General features: G+C 54.7%; 17 protein-coding genes. 6 read left to right on the top strand and 11 right to left on the bottom strand.

The window, feature by feature from the left end; translation table 11 throughout:
- Nucleotides 1-36: 36 nt before the first annotated feature.
- Entirely contained in the window at nt 37-2250 is a 2214-nt protein-coding gene (locus DF283_RS01885; protein ID WP_303672948.1) for a hypothetical protein, read from the bottom strand.
- 243 nt (nt 2251-2493) lie between these two features.
- Entirely contained in the window at nt 2494-3477 is a 984-nt protein-coding gene (locus DF283_RS01880; RefSeq protein ID WP_303672946.1) for a hypothetical protein, read from the bottom strand.
- 291 nt (nt 3478-3768) lie between these two features.
- Between DF283_RS01880 and groES the strand changes: the two genes are divergently transcribed.
- Nucleotides 3769-4080, top strand: coding sequence for a co-chaperone GroES (gene groES, locus DF283_RS01875; RefSeq protein ID WP_303672945.1), 312 nt, complete (start codon nt 3769-3771; stop codon nt 4078-4080).
- A 64-nt stretch (nt 4081-4144) separates the two neighbouring features.
- Nucleotides 4145-5773, top strand: coding sequence for a chaperonin GroEL (groL, locus tag DF283_RS01870; RefSeq protein ID WP_303672944.1), 1629 nt, complete (start codon nt 4145-4147; stop codon nt 5771-5773).
- 299 nt (nt 5774-6072) lie between these two features.
- Here the strand turns inward: groL and DF283_RS01865 are convergent, their stop codons facing one another.
- The 3 genes from DF283_RS01865 to kdsB all read right to left on the bottom strand — a co-directional run bounded on the left by DF283_RS01865 (nt 6073) and on the right by kdsB (nt 8964).
- A complete protein-coding gene (locus tag DF283_RS01865) occupies nt 6073-7230 on the bottom strand; it encodes a siphovirus Gp157 family protein (protein WP_303672942.1) in 1158 nt (385 codons plus the stop codon).
- Nucleotides 7231-7325: 95 nt separating this feature from the next.
- A complete protein-coding gene (locus tag DF283_RS01860; RefSeq protein ID WP_303672941.1) occupies nt 7326-7994 on the bottom strand; it encodes a lytic transglycosylase domain-containing protein in 669 nt (222 codons plus the stop codon).
- 211 nt (nt 7995-8205) lie between these two features.
- Nucleotides 8206-8964 (bottom strand): 3-deoxy-manno-octulosonate cytidylyltransferase, encoded by a 759-nt coding sequence (gene kdsB, locus DF283_RS01855; protein ID WP_303672939.1) that lies wholly within the window; start codon nt 8962-8964, stop codon nt 8206-8208.
- 169 nt (nt 8965-9133) lie between these two features.
- Between kdsB and murQ the strand changes: the two genes are divergently transcribed.
- Complete coding sequence (gene murQ / locus DF283_RS01850; protein ID WP_303672938.1) at nt 9134-10081, top strand: N-acetylmuramic acid 6-phosphate etherase; 948 nt, start codon at nt 9134-9136, stop codon at nt 10079-10081.
- Nucleotides 10082-10150: 69 nt separating this feature from the next.
- A complete protein-coding gene (locus DF283_RS01845; RefSeq protein ID WP_303672936.1) occupies nt 10151-11692 on the top strand; it encodes a class I adenylate-forming enzyme family protein in 1542 nt (513 codons plus the stop codon).
- 21 nt (nt 11693-11713) lie between these two features.
- Here the strand turns inward: DF283_RS01845 and DF283_RS01840 are convergent, their stop codons facing one another.
- The 4 genes from DF283_RS01840 to DF283_RS01825 form a co-directional block, all read right to left on the bottom strand.
- Nucleotides 11714-12787 carry a hypothetical protein gene (locus DF283_RS01840; protein WP_303672935.1) on the bottom strand — a complete coding sequence of 358 codons (1074 nt, stop codon included), beginning with the start codon at nt 12785-12787 and terminating at the stop codon, nt 11714-11716.
- A gap of 329 nt (nt 12788-13116) precedes the next feature.
- Nucleotides 13117-13974, bottom strand: a complete 858-nt coding sequence (locus DF283_RS01835; RefSeq protein WP_303672933.1) for a hypothetical protein — start codon at nt 13972-13974, stop codon at nt 13117-13119.
- A gap of 124 nt (nt 13975-14098) precedes the next feature.
- Nucleotides 14099-14290, bottom strand: coding sequence for a hypothetical protein (locus DF283_RS01830; protein ID WP_303672932.1), 192 nt, complete (start codon nt 14288-14290; stop codon nt 14099-14101).
- 480 nt (nt 14291-14770) lie between these two features.
- A complete protein-coding gene (locus DF283_RS01825; protein WP_303672930.1) occupies nt 14771-16342 on the bottom strand; it encodes a hypothetical protein in 1572 nt (523 codons plus the stop codon).
- A gap of 200 nt (nt 16343-16542) precedes the next feature.
- On the opposite strand from DF283_RS01825, the gene ribD reads away from it, so the two are divergent.
- Nucleotides 16543-17718 carry a bifunctional diaminohydroxyphosphoribosylaminopyrimidine deaminase/5-amino-6-(5-phosphoribosylamino)uracil reductase RibD gene (gene ribD, locus DF283_RS01820; RefSeq protein ID WP_303672929.1) on the top strand — a complete coding sequence of 392 codons (1176 nt, stop codon included), beginning with the start codon at nt 16543-16545 and terminating at the stop codon, nt 17716-17718.
- Between the two features lie 12 nt (nt 17719-17730).
- On the opposite strand, the gene DF283_RS01815 is transcribed toward ribD, so the two are convergent.
- Nucleotides 17731-18000: an FmdB family zinc ribbon protein gene (locus DF283_RS01815; RefSeq protein ID WP_303672928.1), complete on the bottom strand. Its 270-nt coding sequence runs from the start codon at nt 17998-18000 to the stop codon at nt 17731-17733.
- 19 nt (nt 18001-18019) lie between these two features.
- Entirely contained in the window at nt 18020-18796 is a 777-nt protein-coding gene (locus DF283_RS01810) for a glycosyltransferase family 2 protein (protein WP_303672926.1), read from the bottom strand.
- A 140-nt stretch (nt 18797-18936) separates the two neighbouring features.
- Here DF283_RS01810 and DF283_RS01805 point away from each other — a divergent pair, with 140 nt between their 5' ends.
- Nucleotides 18937-19698, top strand: a complete 762-nt coding sequence (locus tag DF283_RS01805) for a YebC/PmpR family DNA-binding transcriptional regulator (protein ID WP_303672925.1) — start codon at nt 18937-18939, stop codon at nt 19696-19698.
- Nucleotides 19699-19701: the final 3 nt, after the last annotated feature.

Below are 19701 nucleotides of genomic sequence, written 5' to 3'. Positions count from 1 at the left end.
CATCCAGTTGATCCGGGAAAACACACTTCCCGAACGCTAGTTTTTCAGAATCTCATCCAGACTATTCGGCGCTTCCGTGCCGGATGGTATTTTTTCATAGACCCGATCCGCCGCCTTCTGCTTCCAAGAAGGCTTGTCCGGTTTTGAGCCGGAACTGCCACCGGACTTCAGGGCCTCTACACTCGCTTCTGTTTTTGGGGGCTCGGCGAATATTTTTTTAGGATTGTGCAACACCTGCCCCACTTTAGGCAAAGACTGGGCTCCAGTAGTAGCGGGCGGCGTGGTTGTCGATTGCGAACCTGAGTGACCCTCAGGGGCAGACGGCAACGGATGGCTCTCGTTTGAGCTGCCAGGCGTATTCAAGTCAGGCGTAGCGCCCGTAAATTTGGGCAGCGAGACTGGCTGCAAGCCACCCCGTCCATGATTCAAACTCATGGGTTTGGGTGTGCCCGCCCGAGGTTGCGTAAAGTAGCTGACCGCCTCTTCCTTTAAAATGTGCGGTGTCACCATCAGCACCAATTCGGTTTTTTCCTTGTTGTTGCTGTTGGTCGCCCGAAACATGGCGCTCACAATGGGCAGCTTATCCAAACCGGGCACCCGGTTGATATCGGTTTGTGCCGTTTCTCTCAACAGGCCACCAATCACCAGGGTTTCTCCGTCCTGAACCCTGACACCTGAAATGTCCATACTGCGCGTGGCCAACAATACGGTGGAGGTGGTGGTCGCCGATGCCCCAGTACCACTGGTTGCGGTCACCGTTCTCACCGGTTGCGAAACTTCCGGCTGCAAGCTCAGCAACACCGATCCGTCGTTAAAGATTTGCGGCGTCAGCTCAACCGTCACACCGGCCTCCTGGGTGGTAATGGTGCTGGTAATGGTTTGAGAGCCATTCACAATGGTGTTGGATTGACTAATGGTGGGCACCTGATCCGTAATGCTGATGCTTGCCGAAGTATTGTCCATGGTCACAATGGTTGGGTTGGCCAGGATTTTACCCCTTAAATTCTGGTTGGTGTAACTCAGCGAAACGGTATTGGTAAACGTTTCCGGTCTGGATAATTGCAATTTTTGCTTGGTAAAGGGACTGGCCAGTTGAATCAAATTGGCCCCCCCGGAGCCCAGTGGGCTCAAGCGGGCGATTCGCCCAAAGTTGAAAGAATCCCAGGTCGGCACCATATTTTTGAGGCTGGAATCCTGAATTTCCACCAGAGAAATTTCAATAGCCACCTGAGGACGACGCACATCCACCTGCTCAATGATCGAGTCGATCAGCCCCAACTGCTCATCCGTGGCCAACACCGTCAGTGTGGCGGAAATGGGTTCAGGAATAAAGGTCACACCACCCACAGTAAAGGTACTGAGGCCGCCTGCCATACCACCCGCTGCGCCGCCTGCCATACCGCCCGCTGCGCCACCTGCCATACCACCCGCTGCGCCACCTGCCATACCACCCGCTGCGCCGCCTGCCATACCGCCCGCTGCGCCACCTGCCATACCGCCCGCTGCGCCACCTGCCATACCGCCTGCCATACCACCCGCTGCGCCGCCTGCCATACCACCTGCCGCGCCGCCTGCCATACCACCCGCTGCGCCGCCTGCCATACCGCCCGCTGCGCCACCTGCCATGCCACCCGCTGCGCCACCTGCCATACCGCCTGCCATGCCACCCGCTGCGCCGCCCGCTGCGCCACCTGCCATACCGCCGCCATTGGTCGCCATATTATTCGTGGCAAAAAAGTTGGCCGCCAGCACCTGAGCCACATGAGCCGGTGTGTTATGTCTGATATGATAGACTTTCCGGTTACGAGGAACGTCCAACTCCTTCAAGGCATCCCCTATCAGGCGAATATCAGAATCCGTGCCCAGCACCAGAAGGGAGTTGGTGTCTAAATCGGCAGAAAGCAGCGCCGCCCTGTTCCCGCTGGGACGCTGGACTCTCAGAATCGTGTTATTTAATTGCCCGGCGATGATAGCGGCGTTTTTATACAGAACCGGAATGGCCTTAAACGTTTTTGCCGTTAAATTACGATTCAGGGCGGTTTCTTCGGATGCCACAATGACCGTATTGCCATCCTTCGTGTAGGATAGCTGCCCCAGCGTGAAAATATATTCCAGAGCCTTATTAATCGGGATGTCTTTGATATCAACCGTTAACGTCCCTTCCACGGACTCATCCACAATAATATTAAAGTTTCCTTGCTTGGCCAGCATATTCAGCAAATCCCGGATATTGGCATCTCGCAGGTTCATGCTTACTTTTTCTCTGGACGATGAGATGGCCACCTCGCGGGAGATGGAAACTTGCCCTTGTACCGAGCCCGGAGTCGTTGTCCCAAGCGTCTGAGCCAAAGTTACCCATTGCAATTGAGGAAGAAAAAGACTCATGGCAAGCACCACATTAAAAGCCTTTTTAAACAGCTGCAAGCCCGAGCCTGAGAAATAATCAGGTTTGAGAAATGGTTTATGCCAAGGCTTTAACATCGCTACTTCCCTTTAACGTTCCTGTAAATTCAATTGAGCGCCCGCAGCAGGCGACGAAGAGACTTTTCCGCCTGATGACTGCTCGAATAACTGTTTCAGGTTTTCCAGCGCCGAACCGCTTTTATTATCGGCGGTAGCACCGGGCACACTCAGACCGCTGGGTAATTGCGCCTCCGAAGCCTCTCCCCCAATATTGCCTCCCGAACTGGCGGATGGGCTGTAGCCAATAATATCGGGCAAGGTGAGTGTCCTGATTTGAGGCTCTTTGCCCAGAAGCTGAAAATCCACGCTGTCGGAGCGGATGGCGGTCACCTTGGCCATACCGGCCCCCAAAGTAATTACACTGCCTTGCTCCGCGAACTGATTCCGACCATCCCCAACACCAATCAGGGCCATAGCCTTTTTCCCATGGGACATAACGCCCAGTAGCGTTACCCCGTCAAAGGGATCGGTGGGAGTTGCGGTGGCGGCAGTGGCAGACGAAGTATCACCCGATAAATCCGAAGTCAACAAAGGCTTTGGCAGCCAATCCAGAAAAGGATTGGCTTTGGCAGCGATGATGGCTGAGGCCAGCTCAACCGTATTACCCGCCTGTTCCACCCGAGCGGCGGGCCCCAGGGAATTGACCCCCGAAGCGCTGGGAGTCAGGACTGCGTTGGGGCTATTTTTTCCTGAATCCAGCGGATTTGCGAGATCCGGTTTTGTGGGCACCAGACTGGCGGCGGTTTCCACAGGTGTGGTTTGGGCGCCTCCCGGCTTTAAGCTGGAACGGGCCGGAGCGTTCCCACGGGGTAAGCCCGATGACGGTACCGATGGATTTACACTTCCCGAAGTACCGGGGCGACCCGGGATGGCACTGCCCGGCCTTGCTCCGGGGGGAGCGCCCGAAGTCGGCTCACACCCGGAAGCTCCCAGTAAAAGGAGCAATAACAATGCCAAAAGAACGCCACTCGGGCGTTCCGATTTCTGAATAACACTCTCCAAGGGCACTGTCATCGCACTTCCTTCAAAAGAACCAAGGGTTTAGGGACTGGCTTCTCCCAACGTTTCACTTTCCCTGATCAGGTTGTTTTTGGCGCTGTCCGGATCATACCCTGTTAGCCCATCAGGCTGGCTCCTCCAGTCAGTGGAAGTCTTGCCCGCCCCTCTCCTATGAACAGTGTGTCTTGGTAATTATTAATTTTTCCTTAACCGGATAGACACGGCTTTTGGTCTTGCCTACTATAGAATCACTCGAAAAACTACCCATTTGTAGTATCAACACCTGTTTAGATTGTGGAGGTTCCTATGCCTACAACTGAAACCAAAATCGCAATTAAACCGCTCGGCGATCGCGTCGTGCTGGAAGTGCTGGAAGAAACCGAGCAAACTTCCGGTGGCATTTACTTGCCGGAAACCGCTCGTGAGAAGCCCCAAAAAGGTAAAATCCTGGCAGTAGGCCCTGGCAAGCTCAATGACAGCGGCAAGCGTGAGGAAATGCAGGTGCAAGTTGGCGATGTGGTTCTGTTCGCCAAGTACAGCGGCACCGATGTCAAACTTTCCGGCAAGGAAGTTAAAATCCTCTCCGAGAAGGATATTTTGGGCATTATTGAAGGTTAATTCCTTCAAAAGCCACCGTTGAGCATTATCCCTACAGTTATTAGTAAGCAGAGGTATAAACACAATGGCTAAGCGCATTGTATTTGAAGAAGAAGCCCGTCGCGCCCTTGAAAGCGGTATTGATGCCGTGGCCAACGCCGTGAAAGTAACCTTGGGGCCCAAAGGCCGTAACGTGGTTCTGGAAAAGAAATTCGGTTCCCCGCAGATCGTGAATGACGGCGTCACCATCGCCAAGGAAGTGGAACTGGAAGATCACCAGCAAAATGCTGGGGCCCAGTTAATTCGCGAAGTCGCTTCCAAAACCAACGACGTGGCCGGTGACGGTACCACCACCGCTGCCGTTCTGGCGCAATCCATTGTCCACGAAGGCTTGAAAAACGTGGTGGCAGGCGCCAACCCGCTGGGCCTGAAGCGTGGTATTGATAAATCCGTGGCCGTCATTGTAGACGATCTCCGCAAGCAAGCCCGCAAAGTAGAAAACCGTGAAGCCATCGCTCAAGTTGCTTCCATCTCCGCCGGAAACGACGAAGTGGTGGGTAACCTGATTGCCGACGCCATGGACAAAGTGGGCAACGAAGGCGTCATCACCGTAGAAGAGTCCAAGTCCATCGGCACCCAGCTGAAAGTCGTGGAAGGGATGCAGTTCGACAAGGGCTACATCTCCCCGTACTTCATCACCGACACCGAGCGCATGGAAGCGGTGCTGGAAGATTGCTTCGTGCTGACCGTCAACAAGAAAATCAACCTGGTCAGCGACCTGGTGCCCATTCTGGAAAAAGTGGCCCGTGAAGGCCGTGGTCTGCTGATTATCGCCGAAGATGTGGAAGGCGAAGCGCTGGCTACCCTGGTGGTCAACAGCATGCGGAAAGTCATCCGCGCCGTGGCCGTCAAGGCTCCCGGCTTCGGGGATCGTCGCAAGGCCATGCTGGAAGACATCGCCATCCTGACTGGCGGCCAGATGTTCACCGAAGATCTGGGCATGAAGCTGGAAAACGTCACTGTGGAGCATTTGGGCAAAGCCCGCCGGGTGACCGTGACCCGCGAAGCCACCACCATCGTGGTGGATGAAGCCACCAAGTCCGACGTAGAAGCCCGCGTGAAGTTGATCAAGCGTCAAATCGAGGAAAGCGACAGCGAATACGACCGTGAAAAACTGCAAGAACGTCTGGCCAAGTTGGCTGGTGGGGTTGCCGTGATTGAAGTCGGCGCTGCCACTGAAACCGAACTGAAGGACAAGAAGCTGCGTTTGGAAGATGCCTTGAACGCCACCCGCGCCGCTATCGAGGAAGGCATTGTGCCCGGCGGTGGTACCGCTTTGCTGAAAGCCACCCTGTCTCTGCAAAAGTTCGCAGAAACCCTGAAAGCCGAAGAGCGCACTGGTGCTGAAATCCTGGTTCGCGCCCTGGAAGCCCCTTGCCGTCAGATCGCCGACAACGCTGGCGCTCGTGGTCAAGTGGTGGTTGAAAAGGTGAAAGAAGAAGCTGGCAACATCGGCTTTGACGCCCTGAACGGCGTGTACGTCGATATGTTCGCCGCCGGTATCGTCGATCCGCTAAAAGTGGAGCGCTCCGCTCTGGAAAACGCAGCCAGCATCGCTGGGCTGTTGTTAACCACCGAAGCCCTGATCGTGGATATGCCGGAGAAAAAAGGCCCCGCCATGCCCGCCGGTATGCCGGGAATGGATGACTACTAGATCGTAGTTTTCCCCCTAAACTCAAAAGCGACGGGCCTCAAAAACCCGTCGCTTTTTTGGGGTCATCCATTAACGTACTACTATTGAAGTTTTAGGTAGACACTCTATCTTGACTTACTATTTAAACTTCAATATGTCATTCCCGCGAAGGCGGGAATCCAGTTTATAAGAGTCATCCCAGCTACAAAATGCGTACTATAACCATTTTTCTCTGGATTCCCGCCTTCGCGGGAATGACAAACCGCACGGCAAGAGATAATTCAGAATTTTTTATAGAACTAAGAACGACTCAGAAGACCCTACTGTAAGGGGCGGTTGTTGTTCATCCCCGGCCAGAAAATAGCCGGCTGAGCATTACCCGTATTAATTAGGGTGGGGCCTATATTAATTTCCGGATTCGGATCTTTTATCCAGGAGTCGCCCGCATAGTGACGCCCCCCGCCACTCCAGATACGATGCTCGGGCGGCAGGATGGATTTTTTCAATCGCTTCTGTTGAAGCTCGGGATATCGTTTTTCAATGAACCGATTGATTAAAGCGGCCACCGGGGCCCCAATCATCAACCCGGAAATAACGTAGCCCAAAACAGGATTTAAAGCCCGTAACCCTTTTACAAAACCACTTTGAGAGTACCGAATATTGCTCATCAGGTTCTTGGCGATACGGCGATTGGCTTCTCCCTGCAATGGCTTCAGGGCATCCTGTTCCAGATGGGTAAACTGCTGGTAAGCCTGCTCTTTCAGGTGTTTCAACTTTTCCAGCACCCCTCGGGAATCCTGCAACACCGCGTCGGTGCGCCCCTCCGATTTCAACCGGGCCAGCACATCCACGTTTTTATCCAGTTCCTGAGCCAGATCTTTCAAAGTAGCGCCAAAGCCACGCACTTTTTCATCCCCGTGGCCAGAAAGTTTCTCTAGCCACTCCTGAATAACCTGACGCTCAGGCGTCGATTCCTCCCGACGGCCCAACGATTTATAGAGAATCTCGTTGTCGATGCGGCCATCCACCTTGGCCATCAGCTTGAATAATTTAACGCCCGCATAACCCATCGTTAAGGTGGTGGCCGTATTGACCAGCGCTTTGACTTGTCCCAGTCCGGTTTCTTCCTTACCAGCCCTGTAAGCGGCCAAGGCTATCCCCAATAGTGGATACAAGCCCGTGGTGTTGGCCAGCACCCCATAAGCCAGGGTCGATTCACCCAGTATCCGTAACCAGGCGTTACTTTCCTGACCACTGCCCTTCAGACTTTCCCGGCCCTGATTGTAAAGCAGGCCAGAGCCCGCCACGATCAAGGGCATCAAGGGCCGAAAGCTGATCTCGATGGCCTTACTGGTAGCCGGCCCCGGTTGACCCCGAATAATGCGCTGCAAACCGGAGGCCAACCCCTGCACCACAGTGGCGCTGTTATTGCCAAAACGCAATTTGGAAAATGCCGGGCTTGAGCCAACAGGCTGCATACCTTGGTGCCCTCAGTTGGGTAATCTGTGAGAGAAAACCAGCTGAAGGGGAAAGGGTGTTAAAAGCACAAGATTTTATTGCGGAAAATTTACAACTAAAGCAGAGAACCCAAGGCCCGGTTGATCTTTTGCAGGTAAGGCATGCAAACGGAGCTGACCCCGTTACGATCCACGTAACCCGGCCCCTGATAATAGGCAGACAAGGCGTATTCCAGATTGCCGTTGTACTTTTGCACCAGCCAGCCTAAAAAACGGGCGGTTCCGGCAATGTTATCCACCGGATCGTAAGGATTCAAAACGCCCAGCCACTTGGCCGTGGCGGGTTTCAACTGGCCCATGCCAATGGCGCCCGAGGAAGAGACCGCATCCGAACGAAAGGAGGATTCAATGGCAATCAGGCTGGTCAGCAGACGGTAATCCACGCCATAGCGCTCGCTGTATCGCACAATGGCATCGGCGATGCTACCGATCTGTCCAGCAGGCAGATTTCGGTTGTACGTCTGCACGTAATTGCTGACCGCTGCTACCTTTTGGCGCAATAATTCCGTGTTCTCCGCAGCCATGAAAGGGGTGGCCATGATTGCGGCTTCGCTGATCTGCAAGGGGGCCTCACCCAATGACTCTGCTTTGGCCGCCTCCAGCTCTACACTGGATTCCTCCGGCACAGTGGCCGTTGCGGGACTGACTTGCCCTAACAAGAGACCCAAACTCACCGCTAAAACCAGTTGGGTACTGAACATTCGAGAATAAGAATTCACACGCATTCAAACGCTTCCACTGTTACCTAACTCAACTGTCACAGGGATCTGAAAACGATCCACACTTTCATTCAGGAAAGAGACTCTCTGTGTTACTCACTGCCATTACGCTTTCCAGGCGGTTACTTTCAAAACGATGCACACGCTCTGGCTGAGCCAATCGGAGCCGCTAAAAGTAGACCTCATTATACCGTCATCATTTTAAAATCGGGAAGCCCTACCCCAAAGATTCCCGTATACGGATGAGATCCGCAGGGGTGTCCACGCCCACCGGCGCTTCGGAGACCACCGCCGCATAAATAGTCATCCCCGCCTCCAGGGCTCGCAACTGCTCCAGCTTTTCCATCTGCTCCAGCGGGGAGGGCGGCAACTGGGTGAAGCGTTCCAGGGCAGTGCGGCGGTATAAATAAAGCCCAATGTGCCGATAAACGCCTTGAGGCAAATCAGGCGCATCTCGATGATAGGGCACGGGAGCCCGAGAAAAATAAAGCGCCCGCCCCTCGGCGGTCAGCACCGCCTTCACCAGATTGGGCTCCCGCCAATCCTCCACCGTATGAATGGGCGTGACCAGGGTAATGATATCGGCCCCCGCAAATCGCTGAATGCCCTCAAGGGCCGCCTGCAAATGCGCGGGATTGATGAAGGGCTCATCTCCCTGCACGTTCAACACCCACTCAAACGCTGGCAAAGTCTGGGCCACCTCCCACAGACGATCCGTCCCGGAGGGATGCGCCGGGGAAGTCATGGCAACCTCCGCCCCAAAAGTCCGGGCGGTCTGGGCGATACGCTCGTCATCGGTGGCCACAATGATCCGCTGAATGGCTGGAACTCCCCGCACCCGCTCCCAAACATGTCGGATCATGGGCTTCCCCTGAATGTCCACCAGTGGCTTCCCCGGAAACCGGGTGGAAGCGTAGCGGGCCGGAATGACCGCCAATACCTTGGGTTGCTCACAAGCAGGATGACTGGGGCTCACGGGCTGTATCCCCTAACAGAACCGACAAAATGCTTTACACTAATAGTTAATCACGAACAGGCAAAGATAATCGCCCCCGGCTTGCCATTGCTTTACGGCCTGCGGCCCGGTTCGACTCCATCCATAGGACGCTACAACCAGACGCCACAACCCACAGGATAGACGCCCCATGCCAGATTCTGCCCTTGGTTCCAACGCTTTTGAACAGGCACTCCATTCGGTCATCCCCACCGAGCAGGTGAATCCACACACCATGGATATCGATTTACTCTCCACCGAGGAGGTGCTACGCAAAATTAACGCCGAAGATCAGTTGGTGGCCCTGGCGGTGGAGCAAGCCATCCCCCAGATCGCGGTCACCGTGGACGCCATCAAAACCGCTTTTAACAATGGCGGCCGACTGTTCTACTTTGGGGCGGGTACCAGTGGCCGCTTGGGTGTGTTGGACGCCTCCGAATGCCCCCCCACTTACGGAGCGCCCCCGGAGCTGGTGCAAGGCATCATCGCCGGCGGCGACATTGCCCTGCGCAAGGCCGTGGAAGGTGCCGAGGATTCCGCGGAGCAGGGCGCGCAGGATGTGCAAACAGCCGGCCTGACTGCGGGTGATGTGGCCGTGGGCATCTCTGCCAGTGGGCAAGCCCCTTACGTGGTAGCCGCCATGCAGGCCGCTGATGCGCTGGGGTGCTTCACCGCCGGATTGACCTGTGACCCTAACTCCAAGCTGGCCCAGGCGGTTCGTCAGCCCATTGTGGTGGAAGTGGGGCCGGAAGTGGTGGCCGGGTCCACCCGCATGAAAGCGGGCACGGCCCAAAAGCTGGTACTCAACATGTTGACCACCGGGGCCATGATCCAGACCGGCAAGACCTTTCAAAATTTAATGGTAGATGTGCAACCCACCAACCTGAAGCTGAAGGCCCGAGCCCGACGCATTGTGGCCGCTCTGGGGCAGGTCAGCGTCGAGGAAGCCGCAGCCATTTTGGAAGAAACCCGTTATCAGGTAAAGCCAGCCATTTTAATGGCCCGTGATAAAATGACTCAATCGGAGGCTCTGGCCCGGTTAAAAGCAGTTTCCGGGAAACTGCGGCTGGCCCTTCAAAATAATGACCAAAAGACTTAATTGGGGAATACGACAATCAGCGATTCCCTGATCTGCCACCCATTAAAAGCACTGAAAGAGGGAACCCCCATGAGTTTATTATTTGATCGCCTTCTGCAAAAGTCCGATGCCAGCCTGTTAACCCTGATTGAGGATGAAACCAGTTGGACCCTGGCCGAATTTCGGGAGAAGGCCATCCGGCTGGCCTCGGTCCTGCAGGCCAAGGGCATTCAACCCGGCGATCGGGTGGCCCTGATGTTTATGAACCAGAAAGAGTATCTGGTGGGGTTTTTCGCCGTTTTATACGCCGGGGCCATTGTGGTGCCCATTAACGTCTCCATCCCGTCCGAAGATATTATTTACGTGGTGTTAAATTCCGGTAGCAAGCTGATTTTAACCACCTACGCCTTTAAACACTGCTTTGAAGGACGTCCCATCCCGGTCATGATGGCCAACCAACCGGCAGAAGACAGCACCTATCCCAGTCTGGAAGAGGCCATTGAGCAGGGAAACCCTCAATTCCCCCAAGTGCCCTTTGGGGACGCCCACAGCATGCGCATTTTAATGTACACCTCCGGGACCACCGGCAAGCCCAAAGGGGTCATGCTCAGCGAAAATAACCTCATCGCCAACCTGGAAGGCATTCACCCCATCTTCAAGTTCTCCAATTCAGAACGCTTACTGCTGGCCTTGCCCTTGTTTCACGCCTACGGCCTGATTATCGGCCTGTATGCCCTGGATGCCCAGGCCCCCATTTATCTGGTGCCCAACTTCGCTCCCAAGAAAATCCTGCAAACCCTGGTGGAAGGGCGCATTACCATATTGCCTCTGGTTCCCACCATGTTCAGCGTACTGCTGCACAGCATCCAGAAAGTCGGGGCCGAGAAACTGGCCCACTTGAAAGCCTGCATCTCCGGTGGCGCTTCCTTGCCGGAAAAATTGTTACGCCAGATTGAAAACAGCCTGAATTTGGTGGTGCTGGAGGGCTACGGCCTGACTGAAACCGCTCCGGTGCTGGCCGTCAATCGTCCCGCGGTGGGCTCGGTACCCAAATCCGTGGGCCCGGCCTTGCCCAACGTGCAACTCAAGCTGGTGGACGCTGAAGGAAAAACCATCGACTGGCAGCCCGGTCAGGTTTCCGCGGAAGGCGAAATTATGGCCAAAGGTCCCAACATCATGTTGGGCTATTACAATCTGCCCGAGGAAACCAGTCAGGTGTTTGACGCCGAAGGCTACTTCCACACCGGGGATTTGGGGCATTTCGACGCGCAGGGAAACCTGTTTATTTCGGGTGGACGCATCAAGGACTTAATTATTAAAGCGGGCGAAAACATTGCCCCGGTGCGCATTGAGGACGTCCTGTACCAGCACCCGGCCATTCTGCACGCTGCCGTCATTGGCATCCCCGATGAAAAGCTGGGCGAAGATATCGCAGCCTGCGTTGAACTGAAAGAAGGGGCCACCGCCACCGAAACGGAGCTTAAAAAGTTCTGCCAGGAGCATCTCCCCCCCTTTATGATCCCCGCCGTGATTCGCTTTTATGATGAACTGCCCAAAAACCAGACCGGTAAAGTCATCAAAAAGCAATTGCGGGAAGAAAATCTGAATCTGCTGCAAAAAGCGGGCAGCTAAAACCTGATACGCTGGCCAGCCCTATTTTTTAGGGTTGGCCTTAAAGGTTAAACCGCTGCCCAACAAGGCATCCAGTTCCGCTTCGCTCAACGCCCCATCCAGACTGATGGGGGGCTTGGGTTTGTTTCGCAAACTGGCGAAGGCCTCTTCCAGGGGCAGGCCTCCATTGTCCGGCTTTTGCCGACGATTCAGGGGCCAGCTGGATTGCATCTTTGCCCACAACTGGTCTTTGGTGTTCAATATCTTGTCTTTCCAGGTGGCGGGCTTTTCGGGTAAAAAGGCATCCCCAAAGGGATCGTCCGCCGCGAAGGGGTCAGCCAGGGTACCGGCATTGGCTCCTTGCCTTTGGGTCTTGGCATTCTCTTGACGAGCCTTCAGGCGCTCTTCCCGGGCCATGTTCGCCAGTAAAGCCGGATCTGGCTCTTTCCGCAACCACTGATCAAACTCAGTGGCCAGCTCTCGGGTTCCCGGGTCCAGCATGCGAATCAATCGGTTATCCACCGCCTGCGGCATTTTTTTAAGGGCCTGCTGAATCTGGGCACGGGCCTTTTCCACTTTAGGGCCAATGTCCTGGGCCAGTGCGTCCAGATCCACCCCGTTCAGCTTCTCCAGCAAGGCAGGGTTTTCTTTCATAAAGCTGGCCACCACCGTTCCCACCTTCTGACCCATGGCATCGGCGGTCAGGGGCTGGCTATTATCGGTCAGGTTGGACCAGGCGGAAGCCAAACCCGGTGTTTCGGGGGCAGAAATAGCAAAGGGACTTGCGTTCACTCGCGAAGGGGCCGAAGCCGGGCTGAACGCAGCGGTCGGCTGAAAGCCCACAGAGCCTGGCAATGCCATGGCCGCCGGTAGACCTGACGCATTAAAGCCCGCCGCATTGAAAGAAGCTGGCCACTGTGAACGCCCGGTGGTAAGCCCTGAGGTTACTCCTGAGGCCAGCCCCGGAGTCATTGCTGTGGACAAAGTCGCCGGAGCGGAGAAGCCAGTGGCCGGGAACGGCTGGTTAAACGAAGGATAGGATGGCCGCTGGGGCAAAGGCGCAGTGAACCGGGGGGCGTTGGGATAGGGATAAAGAGAGGGTCCGGTCAAAGTCATTGCGATTCACCCTGTTGTGCGGTTGTAAATGGAGTCCCACCTGGGGAAACAGGCTTGGCGGCCTGACTGGCCAGTATGCTGGCCAAAGGTTACCAGCTGTTTTTATAAAATCTCACTCACGTAAAACCCGGTCAAGGAAAAAAGTTGCCACAGCGATTACACAATAATTTGGGGTGGGGCTGCACTCACACCAAAGCTTAAATAATCATCCGTTCCCCGCCATGGCCTTTCCACGCCATAAATGATAGGGCTACCGCAAGACACTAACGGAAAAACACGGATGCAAAACCCGCCTGGTGATCGTTGAACAAGCCAGTTAAAAAAATCCGCTAACTGTTTTTTCTGAAAGCCTGAGCGTCCTGCCGGGTGGCCCGCTCCCGCAATAAAGCCGCCGCGCTTTTCAGGTGGCTGTTCAACACTCGGGGATGCTGTACGGCCTGCTGCAGCAACTGCTCCCAGGAAGCGTCCAGGGAGGCACTATCCTGAGAGGCACGCGGGGGAGGCGTTGCCATTTTGTTCACCGGCGCTTTGCCGGTAGCCGGTTCAGACGGTTCCGCGGACGATTTTTCCGGCGCCAACGGCAAAAAAGGAGAAAATCGTCCGGCCTTGTTTTTGGGTTCAGCGCCCGTGCCAGCATGCGCTTTGGGGGCCGGTGGGCTGACACGCTCGGGCAAGTCCGGGTGATCGAGAGCCGTGGCGCCCACTTCTTTCAGCATACTCTCGAACACTCGGCCCAAACCGGTGCGATGCACGCTTTTATACCGCTCAAAGCTGTCTTCCGCCGCTTTCTCATACGGTTGGCGATCCTGAATTTCACGCATGGGGGGCTGAGGCACGGAAGAAGATCCGGCACTGGCCGACGCTGACAGACTATCCCCACCGTTGGGGGTAACGCCCTCTGCGTCGCCCTGCATGGCAGACGTCATCGATGGCCCCAGCGCCTCCAGACTGCTCAGGTGGCGCTTGACCATCTCCAGGGTATCACCCATCAGCAAGCGCTCTTTCACCCGCAGGAAAAACTGAAGATCGGGCTCGGTAAAGGCCAGATCCCCTTTAAACGACAAATAACCCGACGCTTCATAGGCGGCCCGGGGCATCTTAAAAAACTGCGACAAGCGAACCAGAACCGTTTCGGTCAGTTTCAGCTTATCAGCCGCCTCTTGCAAGGAATAACATACATGCGTCATTCAACAGTACCCGGTATGGTGTGCCCCTACAGGTGTGTCCATTCATTATAGGCCAAACCGCCAGGATTGTGTTCCGGCCCACAAATTATCGGTACTCAAAGCGCGGCCAGACCGTTTCCCCGTCTTACAGGGCAAAGGCGGAAATCGCGTACTGAAAGTTCTGGACCGGCTGAGTCCGGGCCTGCCAGGCGTAGCACACCAGTTGGGTCAGGCAGGCAATCAGCACCAGACTAAACACGCCCGGCAGCAATAATTCCCACAGCCAATGTTCAGAAACCTCCGACTGAGGAAGCCTTCGCTTACTTTCACTGTCCATTTCCCTTTTCCCCTTTTCAATCAATACCAACCGTCCGTCAATAGGCATACAGCCCGGACAGGACCCGTCATAGACTTAACAATCATTCTCCTCATAGCCCTTTCCAATGATATAAAACCCAAATGCCTTCTGAGTAAAAGGCGTTGCCTCAACCGATCTTCATCAGGCAGGCGATTTCAGACCCACAAACCCGGTGACTTATCTGATGCAACTTATTTCAAGCTCTTCAGTTGCATAAAAACAGTATATCCATATTTCTTGCTACCGATTTAACCCGTTCGTAACACACCCCCAAAATCCTCCATCCGGAGTATCAAGTATCGACCGCAACCTTCGATACCTAAAACATAAATCCACATCTCTCTCTTTCTTTCCCTGATGAACCACACGGTGCCCCTCAAAAAGGCACCTTTTCTTTTTCTTCTCCACAGGCAAAGAAGCAAGAGCCCCAAAACGACAGCCATTAGAGATAAAGGCAGCCTAAAATTCCACGTACAGGCTGCATGGCTGATGACTGGTCACGGCGTGAAAGGTCTTACGAGTATCCTGATCCAGATTAATGACCGTGTAGGGAACCTTCCAAGGAAACGGTGATAATTGACGATGCACCGAAAAAGGGGAATCCAGCGAGCCCCGATCATGACCGTGTACCAATGCCTGGACCCCATTGTTGAAAAAAGGCACGCTGTCCTTCTTTTTCAGCGGATCACGCCGCCATAAAAACCCCTGTCCCGGCTCCAGACCCTCCAGCATTTCTTCCACCGGGGTTTTTAAGGAATTTTCCGCGAAGGCCTTACCGGCGTAAGTTTGCCAAAACCGATTGGCCCAGGTCTGCCAAAAACTCACATCGCTCAAGCAGGCGCGTCCGGATTTGCTGTCGAACTGAGGGGTAGGGGCACAATCCAGATAACGCTGGGACAAAATATCGTTTAACTGTGAAATTTCGGTAGTGGTAACAGGGGCATGGGTAAACAGGGTCTGGTATTCAGGCCCATAGTGAACCAGCTGCGATCCTTGCACATACCGGCGGTAACGCTGCCGTAAGTCGGAGAGGGAGCCCGGAGCCTCTTCAGTGCGCAAGGCCACTCGGACCGCTTCCCCCTCAGGGTGCAGCGACAGACGAACCCGAGAATCCTCATCCGTGGCCATTAGGACCGAACGACCCAACGAAGCCGCCAACCTCCAACCCACCGGAAACATACCATAAATCAGGGTTTGCATCCCGGCGTGATCATGGTTGGAGGCCAGCCCAATGAGCCGATGGGGATGGTCTCTGGTGATTTGATCCATCACATCCAGGGTTAAAAAGTCCAAAGCGCCCCGATCCGACAAAACATCGCCGATCAGCAGTAACTGCTGTCCTTCCGTTCCCGTCCAGCGAAGCTGTTGAATGAGCGACCTGAGCTGCTGATAGTACCCTTGATACCGTTGCTGCCGCTGAGTGATGTCATCAATAGCCTCCTGAGAGAAAGCGGCCATTTGCAAGAGTCGTTCAGAGCGTGCCAGAGAATTCCGGTTAATACGAGAAATGGCGTATCGCCGGAAAGGATTGGCATCCGTTGGATACCTGGGCTCCGTCAAAATATCCTGGGCAAACGCATCGGAAATTTCCCGGAAAGATGCTACGCTATCCGGGGGCATGGTGGCCAACCCAGTGGCCAGTAAGGTTTCGACCAGTTTTTGATAGGACCCGTGCAGATCGCCCAGGGCGATTAATTTGGCGCCCCGCAAATGGCTTGCCAGATTCTCCGGTTGAATGGTACGGGGCAGGTAGTTGGAAATTTTGCCCCGCACAGGATCTTTTTCCCGCCGGTAGACTTTAAAGGCGTAGGGAATTTTCAATTCCTGAACCACCTGCCTTGAGACGGTCGCTTCTCCCTCTGACCCGCTTCCCCGAAAGCGCACGGTGTCCCCTGAGAAATGGGTTGAGAGATCCACACTGGCCGATGGGGAGGCATCCGCATTCTTGGGCGGCAGGGCTGCTTTTCGGTCCGGCTTGTATGCCGATCTGGCCCAAGCCCGGGATAACAGTTGAAAATCGGGAATTGGCATGGACATCCTGCATTTTAATGATGGACGAGACAAATTCCAGAGAATTTTCGAGAATACGATACTGAACAACAAGCTGCAATCAAAATTGCCCCGGGCCGTGGTAATGGATGACGGCCTGTGGCCGATGAGCTTCCGGGATTTCCTGATTTTCAATTGGCCCCAATACCCATCAGGACAAAGCATACGCTATAATAACGCTTATGCCTGTACACGCTCCTTTACTGTATCAAAATATTGATGAGGCCTATATTGCCCGCTGCCTGGCATTGGCTGAATTAGGAGCCTGCACGGTCAGCCCCAACCCTTTGGTAGGGGCCATTGTGCTGGATTCCGCCGGACGCAAGGTGGGAGAAGGCTATCACCAACGGGCCGGAGAAGCCCATGCTGAAGTCATCGCCCTGGAGCAAGCGGGAGACAAAGCCAAAGGCGGCACGCTATACGTTAATTTAGAACCCTGCAACCACTACGGCAGAACGCCCCCCTGCACCCAAAAAATTATTGAGTCCGGCATTCAGCGGGTGGTGTGCGGCACGTTAGATCCCAATCCACTGGTGGCTGGCGCCGGGCGGGACATGCTGCAAAACGCCCGCATTTCGGTGCGCTACGGTTTTTTAGAGGCCGAATGCAGACGGCTGAACGAATTCTTTTTTCACGCCATTGTGCATAAAACCCCGTTTGTCACGCTAAAACTCGGGCTTAGTCTGGACGGCAAAATCGCCAACCGCCACGGGGAAAGCCAATGGCTGACCGGTGCCTTTTCCCGGCAGTACGTTCACCATTTGCGCCAGCATTACGATGCCATTTTAACCACCGCGGAAACGGTGATTGCCGATAACCCCCAGCTAACTGTGCGGGATATTCCGAATATTAAAAAGCAACCCATCAAAATTATTCTGGATCGCCAATTCCGGCTCAACCCAGATAAATACCGCATCTTCAAAGGGGAAGCCCCCACCTGGGTGGTGACTTCCAAGACCAGCCACAATGCCGCCAACGCCCAAAAAGCCAAAGCACAAGGAATCAAAATTATTGAGCTGGATGAAGCCGGCACCGGCTTAAACCTGAAAGCCCTGATGCCTCAACTGGGCGAACTGGAAATCAACAGCCTGTTTGTGGAAGCCGGTGGACGACTGGCCTCCTCCCTGCTGGCGGAAAATCTGGTGAACAAGTTTTACCTGTTCTACGCCCCCAAAGTTTTAAAGGATCAAATGGCCAAAGCCGCATTTGGCCCAACGTTCCAGCTGGATTTACCCGATGCCCCGCAGTTAGAAATCATTCAAACCCGCCAGCTGGATCAGGATTGGGTGGTGGAAGCGCAACCTTACAAAAAGGTGAAACACTACCCCGGCCTCATCAACACAGCCACCGGGCTTTAATTATTTGGGCTTCTATTCTTCAGACCCCTCGACAGGCCCCTGAGAATAGCGACGATGCAGAACGCACCCACTCCCACAGTGATGCCCCTCCGTCACCGGATGAGCCGCTGCCCCAGTGATCGACTCTGTCGCCCTGCCATCCATAACCATTGGGGCAGATAAAACCACCTTGGTACAAAAATGCCCACAGGCCTCACAGATCAGGGTCAGGCTTTCCAGCATGCCGTGCGTGCGTGTAAACACCTGCTGACACTGGGAACACCGATAGTGATTAGTGGGCATGGCAAGGCCTTCCGTCAACTCAGGAGCGAACCGTAAGCGCGCGCACCTTGGCGTACTTCAGAAAAACCTGCAAGGTGTTGGCCATGGCCATGGTTTGCCCGGTAATGCCCTTAAACAAACCGCCCAGCAAGAAAAACTGCTTCCAGGCGGCCAGCTTGGTTTTAAAAATTAAATTGGCGGGCTTTTGGGCCCCGTTGGCCGTGCCGTGCGCTTCCAGATATTGATAGGCGGCCAAGGTCGAGAGCTTGTTAATGGTGCCGAACAGGCTTTCCACGGTGGTAAACGGCTCGTACCCCAAAGGGCGATCCAGCTTCCCCACATCGCCATTCACGGCCAGACTGCACTCCCAGTTATCCCGAATCAGCCATTGCTGTTTGCGTACCAGCCGCAGCACCCGCTTGGGCTCATCCCCCAGAGGGACAGTCAGCCACTGGTTTTGAAACCGGAGCTGCCGGGGAATGGTAAAGCCATTCAGGTGCGAGGGCGTGTTCAGCATAACCCCGTCAATCTCGTGCCGCAGCATCTCTTCCACCCACTCATCGGGTTCCACCAGCAGCAACCAATCACATTTGCCCATGGACAAGGCATCCCGGCGCACCACGTTTAAATTGCGGGAGGGATGAAACAGCACCTTGTCGGTAAAGCCCCGGGCAATGCTCAAGGTAGCGTCCGTACTCCCCCGATCAAACACCACCAGTTCATCCACCCAGTGCAGGGAAGACAGGCAGCGTTCCAGAGTAGCGGCATTGTTTTCGGTGATCACGATCGCCGAAATGGTTTGGGATTTGTAGGTCATCTAACGCTCACATCACTTCTTAACTCTAGAATACCAATAAATTTACAATTTGGAACATTTGATCTTTCACTATTTTTTTAAAACAATCAAAAGGCCTTGATGAGTTGAGCATGCCTTGGCCTTCGTGATACATTTTTACTATGGCTGGACATTCTAAATGGGCTCAAATCAAGCGTACCAAAGCGGTAAAGGACGCCAAGCGCGGCGCCAATTTCGCCCAATGCTCCCGGGAAATTATTATGGCCGCCAAATTGGGCGGGGGTGACCCGGAAGGCAATTTTCGGCTGAGAACGGCCATTACCCGGGCCAAAGCGGCGGGGGTGCCCAACGACAACATCAAGCGAGCCATCGAAAAAGGGATCGGCGTTGGCGGGGCGGACCAACTGGAAGATCTGTCCTACGAAGGCTATGGCCCGGGCGGGGTGGCTATTTTTATTGAAGCCATGACCGACAATCGCAACCGCACCGCCGGGGATATTCGCAGTTACTTTAACAAGTATCAGGGCAACTTGGGCTCCGATGGTTGTGTGGCCTGGATTTTTGAGCAAAAGGGCCTCATCCGGGTGACCCAAACCAGCCACTCTGAAGAAGCGCTGTTTGAGCATGCTTTGGAAGCCGGAGCCACGGATTTTTCCGCCAACCCGGATGAAGATGGCTTTGATATTTTTACGGAACCACTGGCCTTGAACGCCGTGGCCCAGGCCCTGACAGAAGCAGGCATTTCAGTCGATTCCGCTGAAGTGACCCGTATTCCCCAAAACACGGCCAAGGTGGACAGCGAAGCGATCGCCAAACCGCTGCTGAAGCTGATGGACGCCATTGAATCCCACGATGACGTGCAGCACGTGTACGCCAATTTTGAAATGGACGAGGCCCTGCTGGCCAAACTGGAGCAGCAATAAGGC

It is taken from the genome of Vampirovibrio chlorellavorus (assembly GCF_003149375.1).
Taxonomy (GTDB): Bacteria; Cyanobacteriota; Vampirovibrionia; order Vampirovibrionales; family Vampirovibrionaceae; genus Vampirovibrio; species Vampirovibrio chlorellavorus_B.
This window is presented reverse-complemented; position numbering and strand designations above follow the sequence as displayed.

What these genes read in the sequence shown, in the direction of transcription:
- DF283_RS01885 (WP_303672948.1), bottom strand. Translation starts at nt 2,250, where the DNA reads ATGAACCTGCGAGATGCCAATATCCGGGATTTGCTGAATATGCTGGCC.
- DF283_RS01880 (WP_303672946.1), bottom strand. Translation starts at nt 3,477, where the DNA reads ATGACAGTGCCCTTGGAGAGTGTTATTCAGAAATCGGAACGCCCGAGT.
- groES (WP_303672945.1), top strand. Translation starts at nt 3,769, where the DNA reads ATGCCTACAACTGAAACCAAAATCGCAATTAAACCGCTCGGCGATCGC.
- groL (WP_303672944.1), top strand. Translation starts at nt 4,145, where the DNA reads ATGGCTAAGCGCATTGTATTTGAAGAAGAAGCCCGTCGCGCCCTTGAA.
- DF283_RS01865 (WP_303672942.1), bottom strand. Translation starts at nt 7,230, where the DNA reads ATGCAGCCTGTTGGCTCAAGCCCGGCATTTTCCAAATTGCGTTTTGGC.
- DF283_RS01860 (WP_303672941.1), bottom strand. Translation starts at nt 7,994, where the DNA reads ATGCGTGTGAATTCTTATTCTCGAATGTTCAGTACCCAACTGGTTTTA.
- murQ (WP_303672938.1), top strand. Translation starts at nt 9,134, where the DNA reads ATGCCAGATTCTGCCCTTGGTTCCAACGCTTTTGAACAGGCACTCCAT.
- DF283_RS01845 (WP_303672936.1), top strand. Translation starts at nt 10,151, where the DNA reads ATGAGTTTATTATTTGATCGCCTTCTGCAAAAGTCCGATGCCAGCCTG.
- DF283_RS01840 (WP_303672935.1), bottom strand. Translation starts at nt 12,787, where the DNA reads ATGACTTTGACCGGACCCTCTCTTTATCCCTATCCCAACGCCCCCCGG.
- DF283_RS01835 (WP_303672933.1), bottom strand. Translation starts at nt 13,974, where the DNA reads ATGACGCATGTATGTTATTCCTTGCAAGAGGCGGCTGATAAGCTGAAA.
- DF283_RS01830 (WP_303672932.1), bottom strand. Translation starts at nt 14,290, where the DNA reads ATGGACAGTGAAAGTAAGCGAAGGCTTCCTCAGTCGGAGGTTTCTGAA.
- DF283_RS01825 (WP_303672930.1), bottom strand. Translation starts at nt 16,342, where the DNA reads ATGCCAATTCCCGATTTTCAACTGTTATCCCGGGCTTGGGCCAGATCG.
- ribD (WP_303672929.1), top strand. Translation starts at nt 16,543, where the DNA reads ATGCCTGTACACGCTCCTTTACTGTATCAAAATATTGATGAGGCCTAT.
- DF283_RS01815 (WP_303672928.1), bottom strand. Translation starts at nt 18,000, where the DNA reads ATGCCCACTAATCACTATCGGTGTTCCCAGTGTCAGCAGGTGTTTACA.
- DF283_RS01810 (WP_303672926.1), bottom strand. Translation starts at nt 18,796, where the DNA reads ATGACCTACAAATCCCAAACCATTTCGGCGATCGTGATCACCGAAAAC.
- DF283_RS01805 (WP_303672925.1), top strand. Translation starts at nt 18,937, where the DNA reads ATGGCTGGACATTCTAAATGGGCTCAAATCAAGCGTACCAAAGCGGTA.